The sequence below is a fragment of the Nocardia sp. NPDC058499 genome, from assembly GCF_042719915.1.
Classification (GTDB): domain Bacteria; phylum Actinomycetota; class Actinomycetes; order Mycobacteriales; family Mycobacteriaceae; genus Nocardia.
This window is the reverse complement of sequence record NZ_JBHXMZ010000024.1, coordinates 1-22626: the sequence shown is the minus strand read 5'-3', so window position 1 is coordinate 22626 and position 22626 is coordinate 1. Positions and strand designations below refer to the sequence as shown.

Here is a 22626-nt window from a genome sequence, read left to right as displayed (position 1 = left end):
AGAGGAAACACCCGTCATGACCCACCCCACGGTCGCGGAACTCATCGCCCGGTCCAACCGGCTCGGCGCCGATCCGAAGAACACCAACTACGCGGGCGGTAACACCTCCGCCAAGGGCACCGACACCGATCCGGTGACCGGTGAGCCCGTCGAGCTGATGTGGGTCAAAGGCTCCGGCGGCGATCTCGGCACCCTGACCGAGGCCGGCCTGGCCGTATTGCGGCTGGACCGGTTGCGCGCCCTGACCGGTGTGTACCCGGGCGTGGAGCGCGAGGACGAGATGGTCGCCGCGTTCGACTACACGCTGCACGGTCGCGGCGGCGCCGCCCCCTCCATCGATACCGCTATGCACGGTCTGGTGGAGGCGGCGCATGTGGACCATCTGCATCCGGATTCCGGGATCGCGCTGGCCACCGCCGTCGACGGGCCCGCGCTGACCGGGAAGATCTTCGGCGACCGGGTGGTGTGGGTGCCGTGGCGGCGCCCCGGTTTCCAGCTCGGCCTCGATATCGCCGACATCCGCCGACGCAACCCGCAGGCCATCGGCACCATCCTCGGCGGGCACGGCATCACCGCCTGGGGTGATACGTCCGACGAAGCCGAGGCGAATTCGCGGGAGATCATCGAAACCATCGAGCGGTTCCTGGCGGCGAACGGTAAGGCCGAGCCGTTCGGTCCCGTGCTACCCGGATACGAGGCGCTTCCGGAACCACAGCGCCGGGCGAAGGCGGCGGCGCTGGCGCCATTCCTGCGCGGGCTGGCCTCCACCGACCGCCGCCAAGTCGGGCATTTCAGCGATACCGCGCCGGTGCTCGAATTCCTCGCCCGCGCCGAGCATCCGCGACTGGCCGCGCTGGGCACCAGCTGCCCGGACCACTTCCTGCGCACGAAGGTCGCGCCGCTGGTGCTGGACCTGCCCGCCGACGCTTCCCTCGAGCAGTGCAAAGAACGGCTCACCGAATTGCACGAGGCCTACCGGGCCGAATACCGCGCCTACTACGAGCGGCATGCCACCCCGGACTCGCCCGCCATGCGCGGCGCCGACCCGGCGATCGTGCTGATCCCGGGCGTCGGCATGTTCAGCTACGGCGCGGACAAGCAGACCGCGCGGGTGGCCGGCGAGTTCTACCTGAACGCGATCAACGTCATGTGCGGCGCGGAATCAGTGTCCCGGTACCAGCCGATCGACGAATCGGAGAAATTCCGCATCGAGTACTGGGCGCTGGAGGAAGCCAAACTGGCACGACGCCCGGAACCGAAGCCGCTGGCCACCCGGATCGCCCTGGTCACCGGCGCCGCCTCCGGTATCGGCAAGGCCATCGCGCAGCGGCTTGCCGCCGAGGGCGCCTGTGTCGTGATAGCGGACCGCGACGGGGACAAGGCCGCCGAGGTGGCCGCCGAAATCGGGCCGGCCGATGTGGCGATCGGATTCGGTGCCGATGTCACCGACCAAGTGCAGGTGCAGGCGGCGGTGGACGCGGCGGTGCTCGCGTTCGGCGGCCTGGACCTGGTGGTCAACAATGCCGGTCTGTCGCTGTCCAAATCGCTGCTGGAGACCAGCGAAGCCGACTGGGATCTCCAGCACGACGTGATGGCCAAGGGATCGTTCCTGGTCGCCAAGGCGGCGGCCCGCGCACTCATCGATCAGCGCATGGGCGGCGATATTCTCTACATCTCCTCGAAGAACTCCGTTTTCGCCGGACCGAACAATATCGCCTACTCCGCCGCCAAGGCCGATCAAGCACATCAGGTGCGGCTGCTGGCCGCCGAACTCGGGGAACACGGCGTCAAGGTGAACGGCATCAACCCGGACGGTGTGGTACGCGGCTCCGGTATCTTCGCCGGCGGCTGGGGCGCACAGCGCGCCGCCGTCTACGGAGTGGAGGAATCCGAACTGGGTGCCTTCTACGCGCAGCGCACCCTGCTCAAGCGGGAGGTGCTGCCCGAACACATCGCCAACGCCGCGTTCGCCCTGTGCAGTTCGGATTTCTCGCACACCACCGGTCTGCACGTGCCGGTCGACGCCGGGGTCGCCGCGGCGTTCCTGCGATGAGCGGCACCGGCGCGGTCGCCGCCGTCGATCTCGGCGCCACCAGTGGACGGGTCATGCTGGCCCGGGTCGGTCCCGGTCGCATCTCGATGCGTCAGGTCGCCCGGTTCGCGAACGACCCGCTTCCGCTGTGGCACGGTGACCGAGAGGCACTGCATTGGGATCTGCCCGGTCTGTACCGGCATATCGGACGTGGGCTGGCCGAGGCTGCCCGGCTGGAACCCACCCTGCTCGGCGCCGGAATCGACTCGTGGGCCGTCGATTACGGGCTGCTCCGGCAGGGCGCACTGCTCGGGCTGCCCTATCACTACCGCGACTCCCGTTCCGCCGCCGGAGTGGACGCGGTGCACGCGATGGTGGGCCGAGAGGAGCTGTACCGCCGCAATGGATTGCAGTTCCTGCCGTTCACCACGATCTACCAGCTCGCCACCGAGAAACTCTCGGGTGCACTGGAAGCCGCGGACGAGGCGCTGCTGATCCCGGACCTGCTGGGCTATTGGCTGACCGGTGCCCGGGTCACCGAGCACACCAACGCCTCCACCACCGGATTGCTCGGGCTGGACGGTCGCTGGGACGAGAAGGTGCGGACCCGGATGGGATTGCCGGATCTCTTCCCGGACGTGGTCGAACCCGGCACGACGTTGGGGCCGGTACTACCCGGGGTCACCGCAGCTTTCGGGCTGGACCGTACATTCACCATGAGCACCGTGGCCTCCCACGATACTGCGTCCGCCGTGGCCGCGGTGCCGATGGCGCCGGACGTCTCCGCCTATATCTCCTGCGGTACCTGGGGGCTGGTCGGTGTCGAACTGCCCGCACCGCTGGTCTCGGCGGCCGGGCGGGCGGCCAATTTCACCAACGAGGCCGGGCTCGACGGGCGCACCCGCTACCTGCGCAATGTCATGGGTTTGTGGCTGCTCAGCGAGTCGGTGCGGCACTGGCAGCGCACCGACCCCACGGTGGACCTTTCCCGGTTACTCGCCGCTGCTGCCGCCGCTCCCGCTCCGGCGGCCGTATTCGACGTCGACGACCCGGCATTCCTCGCTCCGGGCGATATACCCGCCCGGATCGCCGACTGGTACCGCACCCGGGAGCTCCCCGTGCCGGACGGCCCGGTCCCCATGGTGCGCGCCATCGTGGAAAGTCTCGCGGCCGCCTTCGCCACCGGAGTGCGGGTCGCCGCGGAACTCACCGGAATCCCGCTGCGCACCATCCACCTCGTCGGCGGTGGCGCCCGCAACCGGCTGCTGTGCCGGCTGCTGGCCGAGCACGCCGGTGTCCCGGTACTGGCCGGTCCCGTCGAGGCGACCTCGCTCGGGAACATACTGGTGCAGGCCCGCACCCACGGCTTGCTGCACGGTGATGTCGACGCGCTGCGCGCCGAGGTGTCCACCGCGTTCCCGCCGCAGCGGTACGAGCCGCGCACCGAACCCGTCGAGAAAGCAGGCTGATGAAACGCCAACTCCCGAAACCCCGTGATCTCGCGCCGCTGATGCAGCTCGAGAAGCCGCGCGTGGGTGTCGCGCGCCGGCTCGATGCCGCGCTCACCATCGAAGACCTGCGCCGAATCGCCAAGCGCCGCACTCCACGCGCCGCCTTCGACTACACCGACGGCGCCGCCGAAGGTGAGATCTCACTCGACCGCGCGCGGCAGGCGTTCCTCGATATCGAATTCCATCCGGCGATCCTGCGCGACGTCTCCAAGGTCACTACCGGCTGGGAGGTGCTCGGTGCACCGGTGTCGCTGCCGTTCGGCATCGCCCCCACCGGCTTCACCCGGATGATGCAGACCGAAGGCGAATACGCCGGCGCCCGGGTGGCCGGCCGCACCGGCATCCCGTTCTCGCTCTCCACCATGGGCACCGCCTCCATCGAGGACGTCGCTGCGGCGAACCCGCACGGCCGCAACTGGTTCCAGCTCTACATGTGGAAGGACCGCGACCGCTCCATGGCCCTGGTGGAACGTGCTGCCGCCGCGGGTTTCGACACCCTGCTGGTGACCGTGGATGTCCCGGTGGCCGGCGCCCGGCTGCGTGACACCCGCAACGGCATGTCCATCCCACCCGCACTCACCCCGGCCACCGTGCTCGATGCGCTGCCCCGGCCACGCTGGTGGATCGACTTCCTCACGACCGAACCCCTCGCCTTCGCCTCTCTGGACCGCTGGTCCGGCACCGTCGCCGAACTACTCGACTCCATGTTCGACCCGACGGTGGACTTCGACGATCTGGCCTGGATCCGGGACCAGTGGCCGGGCAAGATCGTGGTCAAGGGCATCCAATCCGTCGCCGACGCGCGCGCTGTGGTGGATATCGGTGTCGACGGTATCGTGCTCTCGAATCACGGTGGCCGCCAGCTCGATCGGGCACCCATACCGTTCCACCTGCTCCCTGAGGTGGCGTCCGAACTGGGCAAGGATACCGAGATCATCCTCGACACCGGAATCATGTCCGGCGCCGATATCGTCGCCTCGATCGCGCTCGGTGCGCGCTTCACCCTCATCGGCCGCGCCTACCTCTACGGCCTCATGGCCGGCGGCGAAGCCGGTGTCGCCCGCGCCGTGGAAATCCTGACCGGACAGATCGAACGCACCATGCGACTGCTCGGCGTGACCTGCCTGGAGGAACTGACACCGCAGCACGTCACCCAGTTGACCAGGCTTGCCCCACGACCGATACCCGACCAAGATCGGTGATGAGCAGGCCGCAGCGATGCCTGCACGAACGGAGGAGGTGTCGGTGCCAGTGGTGAGCATGCGGGAGGTCGCCGCCGCGGCATCGGTATCGGTCGGCACCGTCTCCAATGTGCTCAACGCACCCGACAAGGTCGCACCCGCGACCGTCGACCGGGTTCTCGCCGCCATCGATCGGCTGGGCTTCGTGCGCAACGACGCGGCTCGTCAGCTCAAGGCGGGCCGCTCCCGCTGCGTCGGCCTGGTCGTGCTCGATATCGGTAACCCCTTCTTCTCCGATGTGGCCCGCGCCGCCCAGTCCCGCGCCGCCTATCACGACCTGGTCGTGCTGCTGGGCTCCAGCGACGACAACCCCCACCGCGAACGCCGCTACCTCGACACCTTCGACGAACAGCGGATATTCGGGCTCATGATCACCCCGTCGGGTCACGACCACGAACGCCTGGCCGCGCTGCACCGGCGCGGTATACCCGTGGTGCTGGTGGACCGCGACGGCCACGGCACTCCCTTCTCCTCGGTCGCCTTGGATGATATCGCCGGCGGCGACCTGGCAGTACGGCATCTGTGCGCCCTCGGCCGGCGCCGCATCGCCGTCGTCGGCGGTCCCGCGTCACTCACCCAGGTAGCCGATCGCCGCACCGGCGCCCGCCGCGCTGCCGCCGACCACCCCGGTGTGACCCTCACTATGGTCGACACCGCCGCACCCACCGTCCTGGCCGGCCGAGAAGCTGGCGAACGCCTCGTCGACCTGTCCGACGGCGACCGCCCCGACGCGGTGTTCTGCGTCAACGACCTGCTCGCCATCGGAGTTCTGCAAGCCTTCACGCTGCGCGGAATCGCCGTGCCGGCCGAGGTCGCGCTGGTCGGTTACGACGATATCGATTTCGCACAATCGGCCGTCGTGCCGCTCACCTCGATTCGTCAGCCCCGCGCGGAGATCGGCACCTCGGCCATCGACCTACTGGTTGCCGCCGCGAGCGGCGGCGGAGGTGCCGAACCGGAACACATCTGCTACCGCCCCGATCTGATCGAGCGCGCATCCAGCGGACGGTAGCCCGAAGCCATTGTGGCCCCACCACTGGCTACCGCACCGGCGCGGCTGATGCCGCGATGGACGGCTGGATGACTTGATTCCGCACGGTCGACAGTATGGTGGCGGCCATCGCAGACCATGCCTGCACGGGCGACTACCTCGATGAGCGGTGCTTCCCTCGCTGCCACACCTATTAACCAACCTGCAGGACCCACGACGGGCAGTTCGGTCTGAAGACCATGTGCGACGGTGGCGGCCATGGTAAGGCGGTGGTCCTCGAACGGCTCGGCTGACTCGGACGCCCGGCCGGTCACCCCCCTATAGGTGAATCGGCCGTGCCGGACTGCGGTCGGTCGCTGGGCCACTCGATGAAACTTGCACGTGATAGTTAGACTGGGGTGAGATCGGAGACCCGGAGGTATTCCATGACCCGTTTGCGCGGGCCGACCGCGCGAGTCCTGCGACAGGCGGCTAGCTTCCGGCTGCGCTCCGGCAAGACTCCCCAGCGGTCCCGGGGCCCCTCGCGGCTCGGCATCCGCTCAGTACGGATGGTCGACAGGCCGGATGGTCGGCGGGTCCAAAGACTGGCCGGCGACCGTCTTCGCCTGTCACCCTCCATTCTCGCCACCTGCCTGTGTGGACTCTGCAGCCCTGCGTCTTTACCGGGCGCGACACGGAAACAACCCTTGAGGATCTTGGAGCAGATATGACGATCGAACCGTCCGAGTTGTCGCTCGAACAGAAGGCGTCCCTCTTGTCCGGCCGCGACTTCTGGTCGACGAAGCCGATCGAGGAGGCGGAGATATCGTCGATCGTCCTGACGGACGGCCCGCACGGTATCCGATTGCAGACCGGGCAATCGGATCATCTCGGTATGAACGCGAGCCACCCCGCCACATGTTTCCCGCTCGCCGTCGCGGTCGGGTCCAGCTGGGATCCCGGCGTCGCCGGGCGCATCGGCGCTGCGGTCGGCAGGGAAGCGCGGGCGCTCGGCGTCTCGGTGGTGCTCGGCCCGGGTGTGAACATCAAACGCTCCCCATTGGGCGGCCGGAATTTCGAGTACTACTCCGAGGACCCGCTGCTTTCCGGTGTGCTGGGAGCCGCCCACGTCGCGGGGATGCAGCAGGAGGGCCCGGGCGCGTCGGTGAAGCATTTCGCTGCGAACAACCAGGAGACCGAGCGGATGCGGGTGAGCGCCGACGTCGACGAGCGCACTCTTCGGGAGATCTACCTGCCGGCGTTCGAACGCGTCGTGCGGAACGCGTCGCCGGCGACGGTCATGTGCTCCTACAACCGGGTGAACGGGGTGTTCGCGTCGCACAACCCGTGGCTGCTGACAGAGGTGCTGCGGAAGGACTGGGGCTTCGCGGGCGCAGTGGTATCGGACTGGGGAGCGGTGAACGACCGGGTCGCCGGAGTCGCCGCGGGCATGGATCTGGAGATGCCGGGTAGTGGTGGCGGCACCGACGCGGAAATCGTCGCCGCGGTGCGCTCGGGCCGGCTGTCGGAGGAGGACGTGGATACCTCTGTGCGCCGCGTCCTCGCCCTGACGGAGCTGCCCCGGGTGCCGACTGGAGAGATCGAGGTCGATGAGCATCACGTGCTGGCCCGGGAAGCGGCAGCGGACTCCGTCGTCCTGTTGAAGAACGACGGCGGCGTGCTTCCGCTTTCTGCGGGCCGGCGCATCGCGGTGATCGGTGAGCTAGCCGCTCGCCCGCGTTTCCAGGGCGGTGGCAGTTCACATATCAACGCGACCCGCATCGACGTGGCGCTCGACGAGATTCGCGCACTCGCCGACGATCGAGGGATCCCGGTGGAATATGCACCCGGATACGGGCAGTCGAGCGACGCCGACGCCGAGATATTGCACGCGGACGCGGTCCGGGCTGCCGGTGTCTCGGATATCGCGGTGGTCTTCGCGGGCCTGGCCGCGGCCGATGAATCGGAGGGCTTCGATCGCGACTCGATCGTCCTGCCCGCGGAGCAGGTTACGTTGATCCGTGCCGTCGCGGTGGCCGCGCCGTGCACGGTCGTCGTGCTGACGAACGGCGGTGTGGTGTCGCTGGAGGGCTGGCACGACGACGTCGACGCGATTATCGAAGGCTTCCTGCTTGGTCAAGCGGGCGGCGGCGCACTGGCAGATGTGCTCTTCGGTGTCGTGAATCCGTCGGGGCACCTCGCCGAGACGATTCCGCTGCGACTCGAGGACACCCCGAGTTGGATGAACTTTCCCGGCGAGCAGGGCCACGTCCGCTATGGCGAAGGCATGCTCGTTGGCTATCGCTACTACGTGACCGCCGATGTTCCGGTGCGCTATCCGTTCGGGCACGGGCTGTCGTACACGACCTTCGAGACGGCCGGGCTCGACGTCACGGCGACCGGCCCCGATACTGCTGTCGCTCGCGTACGAGTAAGCAACTCCGGGGACCGGCCGGGCAAACATGTCGTGCAGATCTATGTCGGCCCTCAGGCCGGGCCGGTCCGCCGCCCGCTGCGGGAACTCCGGGCGTTCGACAAGGTCGAGCTCGCCCCTGGCGAGACGCGCACCGTCGAGGTTGTGCTCGACCACCGCGCGTTCGCCTATTGGGATGTGAAACTCAGTCGGTGGGTCGTAGCCGCAGGAGACTACGACATCCAGGTCTGTACCGATGCGCACACCGTCATCACTTCGACCTGCATCACGCTCTCCGGCAACGATATCTCGCGCCCGCTGACGCTGGATTCAACGGTCGGGGAGTGGTTTGCTCACCCTGTCGCCGGCCCTGCCCTCAGGGACGAAATGTGGATGACTCCCGAGCAGGCCGGGCCGTCCGACGGCAGCACGGAGATGCTTCGGATGGTCGAGTCGATGCCGATGAAGCAGTTCGCGGCGTTCCTCGGCGGGGCTGTTCCCGTTCAACAACTCGAGCATCTGATGACTGCGACTATGACAACAGCGAATATCGAGTGAGGACGAGAATGACGAAGACGCTGCTGTGTCGCGGACACGAGTTCTCCCGCAACCCGGCTCACCTTCACTGTGGGCCGCATTCGCCCGAGGTGCGTGTCCAACGTCCCCGGTTACAGGCGCCGAACCGGGCACAACGCTTACCTCGCCCGACTCGAAAGCTCGTTCGCGGCGTAGCGGGCGAAAAGCCGACGGTCCCGCGCCCGATCGCTCGCGCGGTCCGCAGGTCGGCACGTGCTAGCGTTTTCGATGGCTGGGTATGTGGGTTTCGGGAGGTGCGGGAATGCCGGTGACCAACAAGCGGGTGACCGCCGCGGATGTGGCCCGGTCGCTCGGGCTGTCGCGAGCCACGGTCGGCTTCGTGCTGAACAACACGCCAGGACAGACCATTCCGGAATCGACCCGGAAACGGGTGCTGGATGAGGCAGAACGTCTCGGCTACCGGCCGAATCCGGCGGCACAGGCGCTGCGGCGGGGCAGCACCCGGCTGGTGATGCTGCTGCTGCCGGACTGGCCGATCGAATCCAGTATGGCCGGATTCTTGGACGAAGTCTCCTACCACCTCGACCAGGCCGGCTATACGACGATCCCGTACACCCGGCGCACGGGGGATCGCGTACGGCCGCTCTGGGAGCGTCTGCATCCCGATGTGATCCTGGGGCTCGGTGAACTCGATGCGGCCGAGGCTCGTTCGGCGCAGGACAGCGGTGTCCGGTCGGTCATTACACTCCCGGTCGCCAGTTCGGTGGCGGTGGTAGCCGGCACGGTCGAACAGGTACGTCATCTGTATTCGCGAGGGCATCGCCGACTGGCGTTCGCGCAACCGGTGGACGAGCGACTCGTTGAACTGGGAGCGGCCCGCCTCGATGCGGCGCAGGCCACGGCTGCCGAATTGGGTATCGAACCACTGCGGGTGCGTCCGGTCTCCGGAAACGACGGGTCCGCGCGGCGGGCTGTCGAGGAATGGCGTGACGAGGGGGTCACCGGTGTGGTCGCCTTCAACGACTTTGTCGCCGCACTGGTTGTCGGTGCGGCTGTGCGGGTCGGGATCGGAGTGCCGGCGCCGCTCGCGGTTATCGGCCAGGACGACTCGCTTTTCACCGAGGCTTTCGTCCCCGCGTTATCGACGGTACGGATGGAAATGGGCGGACTCGTCCGGTATGTCACCGAAATGGCGTTGCACGCTGCGGGGGAGCTGGTCGCGCCGCCAGAGGAGGTCGCTCCCGATTTGACCGTCGTCCGCCGCGAATCGACCTAGCCGGATCCGTCGCTGCCGGCCGGGCTCTGGCTCTCGCACTGACTGCGGGCGTAGTCGTCCGTCGAGCGTCACCACAGCCGGAGTTGACGCATGACCCGCTCGGCAACGCCGGACACTCCGTTCGAACCGGGACTACAACTCGAGCGCATCTTTTTGAAATGGGGCCTGGCATTCGAGGCGGCGCGTTCGCATGATTCACGAACACGCCGCGCCCCGCAGCCTCGGCCTCGACGGGCCGTGGACGATCGGAGGCGCATCGGTTGTCGTGGCGGCGGTGGTCTTGTCGCCGTCGCGCCGAATGTGACGATCGTCGGACTCGGCTGAATCCTGGTCCAGATCGCGCTCGACTCGGTGGCGATACGTGCTGTTACGCGTGCATCGCGACCAGGTGAGAAGGCGGCACAACCGCTGCCGTCACTGCAGGATTGTCCGGCCGCCCGATTCTCGTTGCCTATGCCGATCCGCCTGCTGCTCGTTGACCCGGTCGCCGCCCGAGGTGCTGCGCCGCCACCTCTCTACGCTTGCAAGTTCCGAGATCGTCCAGGTCATCGTGGTCGGTGTCGCTGATCCCTGGTCGCCATCGAGGCCGAGATGCCTGCCGTGCGAAGAACGAGGGTGCTTCTGGCCCCCGGGCCGGCCGGACGACCGGAGTGGACCGTCACCGCCGGGTTCGATACGGCTGGTACTCGTGCCAGCCGCACGGCATACCGCAGCGGACGAGGATGTGCGGCATCCGGTCCTCGGCCGTGACCGCCGGGGTAACCGTCACTGCTTCAGCGTGATATCCGCAGTTCGGACATGTGGCGAAGTAGTCCAGATGTTCGGTCACTGGTAGCGGCGCGAACCACGTGGCTCGGCCTCCGGACGTACGGGCTTGTTTCGCGGCGTCGGAATTCTCCTGGGGTGACAACTGGATCGGTCCTTGATTCGGTGGCGACGTGGATGTCGTAGTACGTGCGGTTCGATCAGCTGCCCGAGTCGGACTGCGACGTCGCAAACTAGCACGAGGTAGTATCATTTGCGATGACTTCCAAGATGAAGGTGGTTCCGTGACGCCGACGATTCCCGGCCCGGCCAGGCCGGCCCCCATGCCCGTATCCGGCGTATTCATCACCTCTGATGCCGAGCTACCCGCCGCCGGCCCCGCGCCATACTTCCGCCGGGCGTTCGATACGCCCAGCCGGCCGGGCCGAGCGACCCTGCGTGTCACCGCTATCGGAGTGGTCGAACCCTACTTGAACGGCGTACGCGTGGGCGACGAGGTGCTCGCCCCCGGCTGGACATCGTACCGGCATCGCCTGGTGGTCAGCAGCTACGACGTGACCGAGCTCGTCACTGCGGGGTCCAACGTGGTCGGCGCGATAGTCGGTGCGGGCTGGGCGGTCGGCCGCCTCGGCTACGAGGGAAAAAGCCACCACTACGCGGACCGGCCCGCGTTGTTCCTCGAACTGGAGCTCGACCACGAGGACCGCACTGAGATCATCGCCTCGGGCCCCGAGTTCACCACTGCCACTGGGGCAGTGCTCACCAACAGTCTCTACGACGGCGAGTCCTGGGACGCCCGCCTGGAGCCGCGCGGCTGGTGTGCGCCGGGCTTCGATGCCGCCGATTGGCAACCCGTACTTGAATTCGACTGGGATACCAGCGTTCTCACCGAACAGATCGCTCCTCCCATACGCCGGATCGAAGAGTTGGCACCGGTCTCGGTGACTCCGCGCCCTGGTGGCCGATACGTTGTGGACTTCGGCCGCATCCTCAGCGGCTGGACCCGGATGAAAGTGGACGGCCCCGCCGGTACCACCGTGACGCTGCGCCACGCCGAGTTGCTGCGCGGCGACGAGATCGACCCGACCACCTTGCGCACCGCGCTGGCCACCGATCGCTATACGCTGCGCGGCGAGGGCCCCGAGACCTGGGAACCGCGCTTCACCTTCCACGGCTTCCGTTACGTCGAGGTCGACGGTTGGCCTGGCGAGCTCGCGCCGGACGCGCTCGCGGCGGTGGTGCTGCACAGCGATATGACTCGCACCGGATGGTTGGACACCAGCGACGGACGGGTGAACCAGCTGCACTCCAACGTGCTCTGGTCCATGCGTGGCAACTTTGTCGGCGTGCCCACCGATTGCCCTCAGCGCGACGAGCGACTGGGTTGGACCGGCGATCTGCACGCCTTCGTTCCGGTGGCCGCGTTCCTCTACGACGTGCGTGGCGTGCTGGGGTCCTGGCTTGCCGACCTGGCTGCTGAACAGGCCGAACAAGGAGCCGTACCGTTCGTTGTCCCCGATGTGTTGGACACCCCATCCCCACCGACCGCACTCTGGGGCGACGCCGCCGTAGGAGTGCCATGGACGCTGTACCGGGAATACGGTGACGTGGAGATCCTGCGGCGGGCCTACCCGTCGATGACGGCGTACGTACGCGATATCGCCGGTCGGCTCGACCGGAATGCCCTGTGGAGCACTGGGTTCCAGTACGGCGACTGGCTCGATCCGGACGCCCCCGAGGACCGGCCCTCCGAAGGAAAAACCGATCGGCACCTGGTTGCCCAGGCTTACTTCTGCCGTGCCACCGCGCAGCTTGCGCAGAGCTCGGAGATCCTCGGCCGCACCGCCGACGCCGCCGAATTCACTGCTATCGCTCACCGGGTTCGCGCGGCGTTCCGGCACGAATACGTCACCGCTTCCGGCCGTGTCGTGAACGAAACCGCCACCGCCTACGCACTGGCCATCATGTTCGATCTACTCGACCCGGGCCAGCTCGCGGCCGCCGGGAAGCGGCTGGCGGATATCACGGCTCGCAACGGTTTCCGGATATCCACCGGTTTCGCCGGGACTCCGCATGTGCTGCCCGCACTGACGAAGACCGGGCACGTGGAAGAGGCCTATCTCACCCTGATGCAGACTGAATTGCCGTCGTTCCTGTATCCGGTCACCATGGGCGCCACCACGATCTGGGAGCGGTGGGACGCGATCCGCCCCGACGGGACATTGCATCCCTCGGGTATGACCTCGCTCAACCACTACGCCTACGGTGCCGTTGCCGACTGGCTGCACCGAGTGGTGGGCGGGCTCGAGGCAATCGAGCCGGGGTACCGCCGAGTGCGGGTCGCGCCGGTGCCCGGCGGCGGGCTGACCCACGCGACGCTGACCCACGACACTGTGCACGGGCGCATTGATGTCTCCTGGCGGCTCGCGGAGGACAATATGACCGTCGACGTCGTCCTGCCTCCTGGGGTGGAAGCGACCGTAGTGTTGCCGGCCGACCCTGCAGGGCGGGTCCTGACCGTCGCCGCGGGAAGGCATCATTGGGAGTACGAGCTGCCGGTTACCCGAGCAAACCCCGTGCACACAATGGATACGCCGCTGCGCGTCCTCGCCGACGATTTGCGGGTGTGGCGGACACTGACCGAGGTGTTCGCCGAGCATCTGCCCGGCATCCCGATCGAAGGCAAGGCCCCGGAGGCAGCCGCGCTCTCGCTGAACACACTATTGGAGTACGTGCCTCAGGCATCCGAGCGGTTCCGCGCCGATCTGGAAGATGCGCTGGGTCGGGAACTGTGACCACCGGACCAGGTGCCTGGCCGCCCGGGATCAAAGAGATATAGGCGGATCTGCACAAGTACGGGCCCTGGACCGTCATTGCGGGAGGATCCGATGGAGTCGGGGCCGAGTTCACGATCCAGCTCGCCGAGCAGGGCATGAACCTGGTGGCGGTTTCTGGCGAGTGCGGACGCACAGATCGCGGATCCTCATGGCCGGCGGTGAAATAACCAAGCTTCGACAATACGGTGGTTCGAGCAGAAGGCCTCGGTGACCGTGTATACGGTCACCGAGGCCTTCCACTTCCCTCGTCGAATTACCGGAGGCGGTGGTCGATCGGCCTACTGCCCGCCGCCTGATCCGGAACCGCCGCCCGATCCGCTCTTGAAACCGTCGGCGGAGCCCGACGGCAACCTGAGATTCGCGTCCGGGACGCCTGTCCCGTTCTCGTCGATGATTCCGTCCTGTCCCGCATACGGGCTGGTCCCGGGCGCGGCTTGCAGAGTGAGGACGTACTTCCAGCCCGAATCGGCCAGAGCCGCCCCACCGGCCACCAGGGTGCCGGCGATGCCGCCGATACCGGCGAAAGCGCCGATCGCGGCAGGTGCGGTGGCAAGGCATGCGGGTCCAACGACCAGGCACGACCCCAAACCGATCACCGCCCCGATCGCCGCGCCGACCGCCATTCCGGCGAAACCACCGATACCCATATTACGGCCGAGATCCGCGGACAGCTGATTCAGTGCGAGCTGCTCTTCCATTGGTGAGGCCACCAGCTGAGGTGCTCGAGCCCGCACCGCCGAGACATCGGGAGTGAGTGTGAGCGTTCGCCCGTCGGCTGAGATCTGCTGCACTATCGAGAACGATTGCTCACCGATCCGGAAAGTGAGCGGGAACGCGGCCAATATCTGGTTCCGCGTGTCCCTTGCGGTGACCGACTGCCCGCCGGGGGCCACCGTGAAGGCAGCATTCTCGAGAGTGGTGACCACCGATTCGGCCGCGATCGTAGTTCGGAAGGTGCTCTCCGGTGCGGGCTGTGCGTGCGCCGGTGCCGCGACAGCGGCAGTGCCAGCCGCGATTACGGCCAGCGCGCCCACTGGCCTGATCATTCGGTCGCCGCCGGAACGAGATGCCCGGGGGTGATGGCGGGCGCGCCGCCCGGCTTCCCTCGCGTTTGATCGGCGTACTTAGTCGCTCCGGGCGGCGCGTTCAGAGTGGTGACGTACTCGAACGCGGCAGCAGCCGAGACCGGGCCACCGGCGATGATCAGGCTGGCTATACCGCCAACGCCCGCAGTGAGACTGACGATGGGCAGCACGGCGACAACACATCCGACGCTCAGGACGGCGCAGGACGCCCCGGAGAGCACGAGGCCCACCCCGATGCCCGCCAGCGCGCCGACCGCGGTGCCGACCAGGGTGCCGAGAGAGGTACTGATGCTCACCGCGTTGATGAGATCGTTCATCGCCAGCTGGTTCTCCAGCGGTGAGGCGACGGGTTTCAGGGCCGTGCGATCGAGTCCGGCCGTTTCCGGGGTGAGGGTCAGGGTCCGGCCGTCGGCCGTGATCTCGTGACGCAGGGCGAGCTGCTGTCCGTCGACCGAGTAGTTCAGCGGCAGGGCGTCGATCCTTTCGCCGACGCTGTCCTGGATGGCTACCATACCCGCCGTGTCATCCACCTCGAAGGCGCCGCTGTCGAGGCGTGTGACCACCGAGCCGCCGACTATCGAGGCGTGGTACGAGACGGGGTCGGCGGCGTGTGCGTTTCCGGCGTTCGGATCGGCCAGTATCGCGACGGCGAAAGCCGCCGCCAAGGCGGCGGTCGTCGTCGATCGGCGCAATTTCATAAGCATCCTCGTTCGTGATGTGCACCATATAAGGCGCCCTGGGAGGCGTGCATCACTAGCGCGAGACAGTACAGTAGCTTGCGGCGCCCGAGCTGACGTATGCTTTCGCGAACCACCTCCCGCTCAGCGGGAGGATCGGCGTTGATCAGGGCGGTCGGCCCTCTGGTATGAACCGTGATCGCTGTGGTTCAGCATTATCTGCGCAGAGGAAGTCTGCGTGGCCGCTTGGCACTGTCGGCAGTCTGTCTGGGCGTCGTTCCAGAAATGTGGACGACCGATATGACCTTTCCGCAGGCGGGTAGTGGATACGCGGACGCAGCCGCTACCGAGGTCGTCGTCTATGGGCCTGCGCGGGGCCGGGCCGGATCTCCGCGTTGAAGAACCCTGCGCACCTCAGGAAGGATGGGGTGCCGGGTAGGGCCCGTGCCGGTAGTCTGCCGCGGGCGGGTGCTGATCAGTGAGCATCGAGTGCCAGTGAAAATTCGTGCCGCGCAGAGATTGCACTGGACATACGGCGATTTCGTCGAAGACTCCGCCTGGATACGGTTGATCAGCTTGGGATCCCGCAGTAGTGCTCGCGCCATCGCTACGAACTCGAACCCGCCTTCCATCCCGCATGCATGCCGGCGAGGTTGGTGATTCCGCCGAGCAGCACCAGTGAGAGGTTCACCGCGTCGCGGAACTGGCGGGCGTAGTCGCGGAAACAGAGCGGTTCGTAGGACCAGTGTGAAAACACCAGGCGGGAACCGTGGATTCGACGCGGGTCCGGGCGAACATGGGGGACAGCTGTGTGTTCGGGCCGACCGCCGTGCGGCCAGTGTCGCGGTGATCTCCGGGTTGCTGAGTTGCGAAAGGCCCTCGGCGTCCCGCAACGCTGACAAGCAACCGCTCGAGTCAGCCGTTCATTGGCGGGTACATCGGAATCGATAAAGGCAGTGCGTCAGTCAGTTGAACGGTCCGCAACACGCCTCCACTCGAACCGGTCGATACACTCGTCGAACCGAATGGTGGCGCGTTTCGCGGTTCAGTCCACTGCGGACGGCGAATCCGCCTGCGCGTTGACGCGGTCCACACGGTCGGCCCACAACTTCAGCCACTCGGGGCGAGGGAAAATATGGGTCTTGCGTTCCGCCATACCGCATACGACGAGCTCCGCGATCTGCGAAACCGGCATCCCTTCCTCTTCGATGGCCCGGTCCACCGTCTCCTGATGTTCGATCAACGACGGGTCGGCTACGGCGCGCGGGATATGCCCGGGCGGAGCGTTGCGTTCGTCGTGCCGGATGGACGTGGCGGTGTAAGCCGGACACAGCACCGCGACGCCGATATGCGGAAACTCCGTAGCCCATTCGAAAGCCAACCCCTCGGACAGTGTTATCACCCCCGCCTTCGACACACTGTAAGGGGTCAGATATCCGCCGGTCAGGAAACCCGACATCGAAGCGGTGTTGACGATGTAAGCCTCTTCCTGGGCGGCTAGGATCGGCTGGAAGATCCGGCAGCCGTTGATGACACCCCAGAGGTTCACGCCGAGCGTCCATTCCCAGGTGGCGTGCGGGATGGTCGAGAAGTGCTGGGCTCCACCCACTCCGGCGTTGTTGCACAGCACGTGCACGGCGCCGAACCGGTCCACCGCCGCGTCCGCGAGCGCCTGCACCGAATCCGCGTCGGCGACATCGGTGCGGACACCGAGCACTTCGCCGAGCGCGCTCAACTTGGAAACTGTTTTCTCGAGATCGCCGGTGTCGTTGTCCGCGACGACGACTTTCATACCCTCTTCGAGGAATCGTGTCGCCAGCCCTTTGCCGATTCCGTTCGCGCCGCCGGTGACGACCGCGACCCGGCCCTTCAGTTCACGCATGATTCACTCTCGTTGCGTTGTGATGGCATCGTCCGGACCCCGGTACGCGCACGCTTCTGATCTGCCCGTCGTCCTGGGCGGTGGATGGCATCGGCTTCCCTTCACGACGGCACCATCGGCCGCAGCAGGCCTATGGGATCGCATCCGGCCTTCGGATGGCTGTCGCTGTTCCGGCAGATGGGAACTCGGCTCCACGAGCCACAGTGATCCCGCTGATCGGAGACACATATCGATCGATATCTCGGACATGGCTTTATCGGTGGCCTAGGTGGCGATCGCAGTGGCATCGAGCTCAGGGGCCGCGCCTGCGGGGCTCGCAGCGTCCCGTCCACCGGGAGGCTCGTGTCTCTCGGAGCAACGCCCGGATACGGTTGGTTCATGCTTGACCGGAGAGTCACGAGGAGCTTGTGATGAGTTCGATAAAACATCGATCCGCCTCGGTGCAGCGAGTCCTCGGCGCCGACTCGGCCGAGCTGGACCCTGCACTACTGCGAACCGTTCTAGGGCATTTCGCGACGGGCGTGGTAGCGATCACCGGTATCGACCCGGAGACAGGCCAACGGCCTGGCGGCCAACTCGTTCACCTCGGTTTCGCTCGACCCACCGCTGATCGCATTTTGCGTCGCGACCACGAGTACCTCGTGGCCGCGAGTGCGTGCGGCGGATCGGTACACCGTCAATATCCTGTCGGCAGATCAAGAGAACATCTGTCGCCGACTGGCCACCCCGGGACCCGAGAAGTTTCGCGGAATCGACTGGGCGCCTTCTCCTGCCGGTGCCCCGGTCCTCACCGACTGCTTGGCCTGGATCGAAGCTGAGCAGGAGGCCGAATACTCGGCCGGTGACCACACCATCGTTGTATCACGGGTACGGCACCTCTACGCATCCGATAACGCGCCGCTGGTCTTCTTCCGGGGCCGCTACGGAAGTCTCGGCCCAGCAGCGGAAGGAGCGCAGCGGTGACGATGCAGTCCTGAACTGTGCACGTTGTGGATGCGCGGTGCTGGTCGAGAAGTTCAGCGCTCCACCATCGACGACTGGGTACACGGCCGCGCTCTGTCCGAGTCGCGAATCGACCCACCGACCGGGCGCCGCATTCTCAGGCTGCACTGACTCATGCCTGTACAGGATGACCCCGCGATCCGGCCGCGAGGGCTTTCCACTGAGGGCGCCTGAGATGCCTCGGCCGCGCGGAGATAATCCGGAACCAGGGTGGAGTTCGGCGGCAAGCGGGTACTCCCGGCACGGTGTTGGTAGGGCCTGTGTAAGTCCTGCATGTACCGAGTTTCCCGTTCTGTGGAACCGCGCACCCATGAGTGCCGCGTGTGCACCTACGGTGAGTGCATGCACACGGCCGACCGTTCGCCGAAACCAAGAGCGGCTCTGGACGTTCGCGGCTGAACTCTGGGGCTGTGCGGTCTGGTCCGCGTAGTGAGGCGACCGCGATGAGGGTGGTCGCAAGCGCGGTAGGCCGGCTCTCCGGTCGAGAGAGACTTGCCTCCGGCGGTGAAGGAACTGGCGCGTCGTTTACCCGAGCACGCTCGCCCGTGCGAGGTCGCAGCGGACACGAATTCGAGCACGCCTCGGCGCAGCTCATCCGAGAAATAGAACAATTTCAGGAGGTATCGGTGTTTTCCGAACGCGCATTCTTTTCTTTCGTCGATCTCGCGGATCCCGAGATGCACCGGGCGTACAACGAATGGCACCAGCTGGACCATCGCCCGGAGAACCTACTGCTTCCCGGCGTCGCATGGGGGGACCGGTGGGCCCGGCCCGCTGAGTACGCCGAGCTCGGCCGATCTCCGGCCATGAGCCTGGCCGGCACCGACTATGTAGCCATGTATTGGTTCCGCCCCCCGTACGAGGAGAACGTGGCCGAATGGCACAAGTTGGGGGAAGACTCGTTTCAATGGGGGCGGGGTCCGCGGATACCTGGCGTCCGCAGACCGTTACTGGCTTTCTTTACGCCGGTGAAGGGGTATGCGGCGGCCCGCATCGGCGTCTCGGCGGAAGCGTTGCCGTTCCGGCCCAACCGCGGGTTGCACATCACCGTCACGTATCACAGCGAGCCACATGGGCTCGACACACATGAGCAGTTCCACTGGGAAGACCAAGTCCATATCCCGGCCTTGCTCGAACGCGACGGGGTTGCCGGTGCATGGACTTTCTCGTTGCATTCGCTGCCGGGCAATTCGTCGCTACGGCCGGAATCCGAAGATGATCATCGATTCACGCCAGGGACGGTCCGTATTCGCGTTCTCTACCTCGACCACGACCCGGCAGAGGTCAGCCAGGATCTGGCGAGCTTCGAGCAAGACCGTGCAGCAGCAGGTTTCGGACGGCCCTGCCCCGAGGCCGCCGAGTTGCTGTTGGATGGCCCCCTGCGCACGATCATCCCGTGGAAAGACTGGTGACTGCGTTCGGGCCTGGCCCGAGTTCCGTTCGATTAATTCTGTTGCAGAGGATGGTTCATGACGTTCCCGGACTACACGCGGACCGAGCTGTTCATCGGAGGTGAATGGCGGTCGCCGCAGTCGACCGATACCTATCCGGTATTCGAGGCGGCGACAGGCAAGCCGATCGGAACCGCGCCGATGGGCAGTGGTGATGATGTCGATTCGGCAGTTCGCTCGGCGCGACTGGCCTTCGATTCGGGTCCATGGCCTTCGATGGCCGCAACGGACCGCGCAAAGGTCCTGCGCCGCTTCGCTTCGGAACTGGATACGCGTGGAGATCACACTGCCGATTTGATCAGTCGAGAGAACGGGACGCCGTCGTCGATATCGCGTATATCGAATGTCGCCGTGCCGATTTCGATACTCAACAGGTACGCAGATCTGATCGAGACCGGCTACCTAGAGGAGGTGCGGCCCAGCGGGCGAGGTGCAACCATTGTCAGGAAAACCCCTGTAGGCGTCGTCGCGGCAATAGTGCCCTGGAACTTCCCACACCTTATCGCGATGGCCAAGATCGCTCCTGCCCTGGCCGCCGGGTGCACCGTGGTGGTCAAGCCATCACCAGAGACTGCGCTTGACGCTTACGTGCTGGCAGAGGCGGCAGAGGCGGCAGGAATCCCGCCCGGTGTGTTGAATGTGGTACCCGCTGACCGCACGGTGAGTGCGGCACTCGTCGCTCATCCAGGAGTTGACAAGGTCTCGTTCACCGGAAGCACCGAGGCAGGGCGCCGGATCGGTGAGGTCTGCGGTCGGCTGATCCGGCGGGTAACCCTCGAACTGGGAGGCAAGTCGGCTTCGATAGTTCTCGAGGACGCAGATCTCGATCATTTCGCCGCCAACCTGCCAGCGAACTCATTTATCAACAACGGCCAGGCATGCATTCTGCATTCACGCATACTGGCACCTCGTTCCCGCTATGCCGAGGTCGTCGATGCGGTGGCCGAGTCGGCCCGCTCCCTGGTTGTCGGTGATCCACTGGATCCCGCGGTCACATGTGGGCCGATGGTTACCAGTTCGCACCGCGACCGGGTGCTCAAGCATATCGGCGCCGCGCGCGACTCCGGCGCTCGTATGGTGACCGGCGGCCGACGCCCACCGGCACATCCCGACGGGTGGTTTGTCGAACCGACAGTCTTCGCGGACGTCGACAACTCCGGTCCATTGGCTCAGGAAGAAGTATTCGGGCCTGTCGTTGCGGTGATCCCATACGTCAGTGAGGATCAGGCGGTTGAATTCGCGAACGACAGCGAATACGGATTGGCAGGGTCCGTCTGGACCGCCGACGAGCAGCGCGGGATCGACCTTTCCCGGAAGATCCGGACGGGCACCTTCGGGGTGAACTATTACCAGATGGATCTGGGTTCCCCTTTCGGCGGATTCGGATCGAGCGGCATCGGCCGCGAGTTCGGGCCGGAAGGCCTGGCTGCTTTCGTGGAGTATCAGTCTGTTTATGTCAGTGCCGGCCAATTGCCCACGCAACCGGTCGCTTGATCCCAGTTCCGGTGAGGTGATGGTGACCCGTTCCGCGGCGGCTGAACTCGATCTGTCGGGCCCTGTGCCAAGGGCTACGATTCGGCCTCGAACACCGCGTCGCGGAACGCGTTCACCCGTCAGGCGCTCGGAAATCCATCGCAGGCCGATAGGCCTGGTGCTCGCCGATGTCTTCGGATGATCAGCGAGCACCAGGCCCGGACGAGCTCGGCCGTGAAGAAAGCCGAGGCAGATGTCCCTATCTAGTTGGCATGGTCGACGTCCGCGGTCAGATCATTACTCGGAGCGGACCCGGGGGATCTATCCCCAACGAGCTGAGGCCGGCTGCGTGATACACGGTGCTCGTCACATGGATCGCGTGATGTAGCCCTGCGTGGGCGTCCCGCCAGAAACGCTGAAGCGGGTTGCTCATTCGCAACGCATTGCCGCCCGACCGATCGAAGACCTCGTCCGCCGCCCGCACGGCCCGCCACGCTGCCCTCGTCTGGTTGCGGCGCGCTTCGGCACGCTGGGCGAAGCTGATCTCGCTACCTGCGTCGACCTGGTCGAAAATGCGGTCCACGTTACTCAGAATCTGCTGTCGCGCGGCGTCTATCTCGGCCGCCGCCTCACCCAGGGCGTAAAGCGTGTACGGATCGTCCTTGATCCTGGTGCCGGCGGCGCCGACGCGTTCGCGTTGATATGCCATACCTGCTGCCAGCACACCCTCGGCGATGCCGATTGTCGCCGACGTGATGCCCAATGGGAACATAGTCGACCACGGCATCTTGTAGAGCGTTTCGGTGACTCCGTACTCTTGCGCGGCCGTACCGTCCGTCACCGCCGCGGCGTCCATCGCCCGGTAGCCGGGGATAAACTTTTCCGTGACGATGATGTCCTTGCTGCCGGTCCCACGCAGTCCCACCACGTCCCAGCTGTCCGGAACGATGTCGTAGTCGGCGCGCGGCAAAATGACGTGCAGTGCCCGGGGTGGCATCAACGGCGCGCCGTCCGCACCGCCGATCATTGCGCCGAGAAAAATCCAGTCGCAATGATCGGTGCCGGAGGAAAACTGCCACCGCCCCGACAGGACGTACCCGCCGTCGACTGGCATGGCGATTCCGCCAGGCATATAAGGCGAAGCCTGCCAGGTATCGGTATCGGTGCCCAGAACTTCCTCTTGCACACGGGGATCAGCAAACGCCAACTGCCACGGGTGCACGCCCACGATTCCACACACCCAACCGGCCGAACCGTAGATACTGCCAGTCTTCATGACGGTCTCGGCGAACTCGCGGGGGTGCGATTCGAACCCGTCGTACTTTCTGCGCGCCAGCATCCGCATCACCCCGGAATGCTTCAAACCTTTGGCCGTATCGTCGGAGAGACGACCGAGTGACTCGGATTCGTCGGCTTGTGCGCTGATCTGGTCAGCGATGGCGACGATCTTATCCAGCACCTGATTACTCATGTC

The 22626-nt window shown here is 66.1% G+C and carries 15 protein-coding genes and 1 pseudogene; 11 read left to right on the top strand and 5 right to left on the bottom strand.

Going from position 1 to position 22626, the window contains the following annotated elements; all coding sequences use genetic code 11:
* Nucleotides 1-16 precede the first annotated feature (16 nt).
* The 8 genes and pseudogenes from ACFWPH_RS33995 to ACFWPH_RS33960 all read left to right on the top strand — a co-directional run.
* A complete protein-coding gene (locus tag ACFWPH_RS33995; protein WP_378756408.1) occupies nt 17-2053 on the top strand; it encodes a bifunctional aldolase/short-chain dehydrogenase in 2037 nt (678 codons plus the stop codon).
* Nucleotides 2050-3501 carry a rhamnulokinase family protein gene (locus tag ACFWPH_RS33990; RefSeq protein WP_378756407.1) on the top strand — a complete coding sequence of 484 codons (1452 nt, stop codon included), beginning with the start codon at nt 2050-2052 and terminating at the stop codon, nt 3499-3501. The genes ACFWPH_RS33995 and ACFWPH_RS33990 overlap by 4 nt, the downstream gene beginning before the upstream one ends.
* The gene (locus ACFWPH_RS33985; protein WP_378756406.1) at nt 3501-4745 is read left to right on the top strand and encodes an alpha-hydroxy-acid oxidizing protein; all 1245 of its coding nucleotides are present in this window, start codon (nt 3501-3503) and stop codon (nt 4743-4745) included. The genes ACFWPH_RS33990 and ACFWPH_RS33985 overlap by 1 nt, the downstream gene beginning before the upstream one ends.
* A 58-nt stretch (nt 4746-4803) precedes the next feature.
* Complete coding sequence (locus tag ACFWPH_RS33980) at nt 4804-5796, top strand: LacI family DNA-binding transcriptional regulator (RefSeq protein WP_378756418.1); 993 nt, start codon at nt 4804-4806, stop codon at nt 5794-5796.
* Nucleotides 5797-6481: 685 nt separating this feature from the next.
* The gene (locus ACFWPH_RS33975) at nt 6482-8725 is read left to right on the top strand and encodes a glycoside hydrolase family 3 C-terminal domain-containing protein (protein WP_378756405.1); all 2244 of its coding nucleotides are present in this window, start codon (nt 6482-6484) and stop codon (nt 8723-8725) included.
* Nucleotides 8726-9005: 280 nt separating this feature from the next.
* Nucleotides 9006-9980 (top strand): LacI family DNA-binding transcriptional regulator, encoded by a 975-nt coding sequence (locus ACFWPH_RS33970; RefSeq protein ID WP_378756404.1) that lies wholly within the window; start codon nt 9006-9008, stop codon nt 9978-9980.
* 1049 nt (nt 9981-11029) lie between these two features.
* Nucleotides 11030-13540: a glycoside hydrolase family 78 protein gene (locus ACFWPH_RS33965; RefSeq protein WP_378756403.1), complete on the top strand. Its 2511-nt coding sequence runs from the start codon at nt 11030-11032 to the stop codon at nt 13538-13540.
* A gap of 50 nt (nt 13541-13590) precedes the next feature.
* Nucleotides 13591-13710: pseudogene (locus tag ACFWPH_RS33960) on the top strand (short-chain dehydrogenase); the annotation flags it as partial.
* Nucleotides 13711-13860: 150 nt separating this feature from the next.
* On the opposite strand, the gene ACFWPH_RS33955 reads toward ACFWPH_RS33960, so the two are convergent.
* The 4 genes from ACFWPH_RS33955 to ACFWPH_RS33940 all read right to left on the bottom strand — a co-directional run bounded on the left by ACFWPH_RS33955 (nt 13861) and on the right by ACFWPH_RS33940 (nt 17226).
* On the bottom strand, nt 13861-14628 hold the full coding sequence (locus tag ACFWPH_RS33955; protein WP_378756402.1) for a hypothetical protein: 768 nt from the start codon (nt 14626-14628) through the stop codon (nt 13861-13863).
* A complete protein-coding gene (locus tag ACFWPH_RS33950) occupies nt 14625-15365 on the bottom strand; it encodes a hypothetical protein (RefSeq protein ID WP_378756401.1) in 741 nt (246 codons plus the stop codon). The genes ACFWPH_RS33955 and ACFWPH_RS33950 overlap by 4 nt, the downstream gene beginning before the upstream one ends.
* Before the next feature lie 586 nt (nt 15366-15951).
* A complete protein-coding gene (locus ACFWPH_RS33945; protein WP_378756400.1) occupies nt 15952-16101 on the bottom strand; it encodes a hypothetical protein in 150 nt (49 codons plus the stop codon).
* A 288-nt stretch (nt 16102-16389) separates the two neighbouring features.
* On the bottom strand, nt 16390-17226 hold the full coding sequence (locus ACFWPH_RS33940) for an SDR family NAD(P)-dependent oxidoreductase (RefSeq protein WP_378756398.1): 837 nt from the start codon (nt 17224-17226) through the stop codon (nt 16390-16392).
* A 564-nt stretch (nt 17227-17790) separates the two neighbouring features.
* Between ACFWPH_RS33940 and ACFWPH_RS33935 the strand changes: the two genes are divergently transcribed.
* From ACFWPH_RS33935 to ACFWPH_RS33925, 3 genes are all read left to right on the top strand, one after another.
* Nucleotides 17791-18189: a flavin reductase family protein gene (locus ACFWPH_RS33935; protein WP_378756417.1), complete on the top strand. Its 399-nt coding sequence runs from the start codon at nt 17791-17793 to the stop codon at nt 18187-18189.
* A 665-nt stretch (nt 18190-18854) separates the two neighbouring features.
* Entirely contained in the window at nt 18855-19640 is a 786-nt protein-coding gene (locus tag ACFWPH_RS33930; RefSeq protein ID WP_378756397.1) for a hypothetical protein, read from the top strand.
* Nucleotides 19641-19697: 57 nt separating this feature from the next.
* Nucleotides 19698-21173 carry an aldehyde dehydrogenase gene (locus ACFWPH_RS33925; RefSeq protein WP_378756396.1) on the top strand — a complete coding sequence of 492 codons (1476 nt, stop codon included), beginning with the start codon at nt 19698-19700 and terminating at the stop codon, nt 21171-21173.
* A 268-nt stretch (nt 21174-21441) separates the two neighbouring features.
* Here the strand turns inward: ACFWPH_RS33925 and ACFWPH_RS33920 are convergent, their stop codons facing one another.
* Nucleotides 21442-22623, bottom strand: a complete 1182-nt coding sequence (locus ACFWPH_RS33920; protein WP_378756416.1) for an acyl-CoA dehydrogenase family protein — start codon at nt 22621-22623, stop codon at nt 21442-21444.
* Nucleotides 22624-22626: the final 3 nt, after the last annotated feature.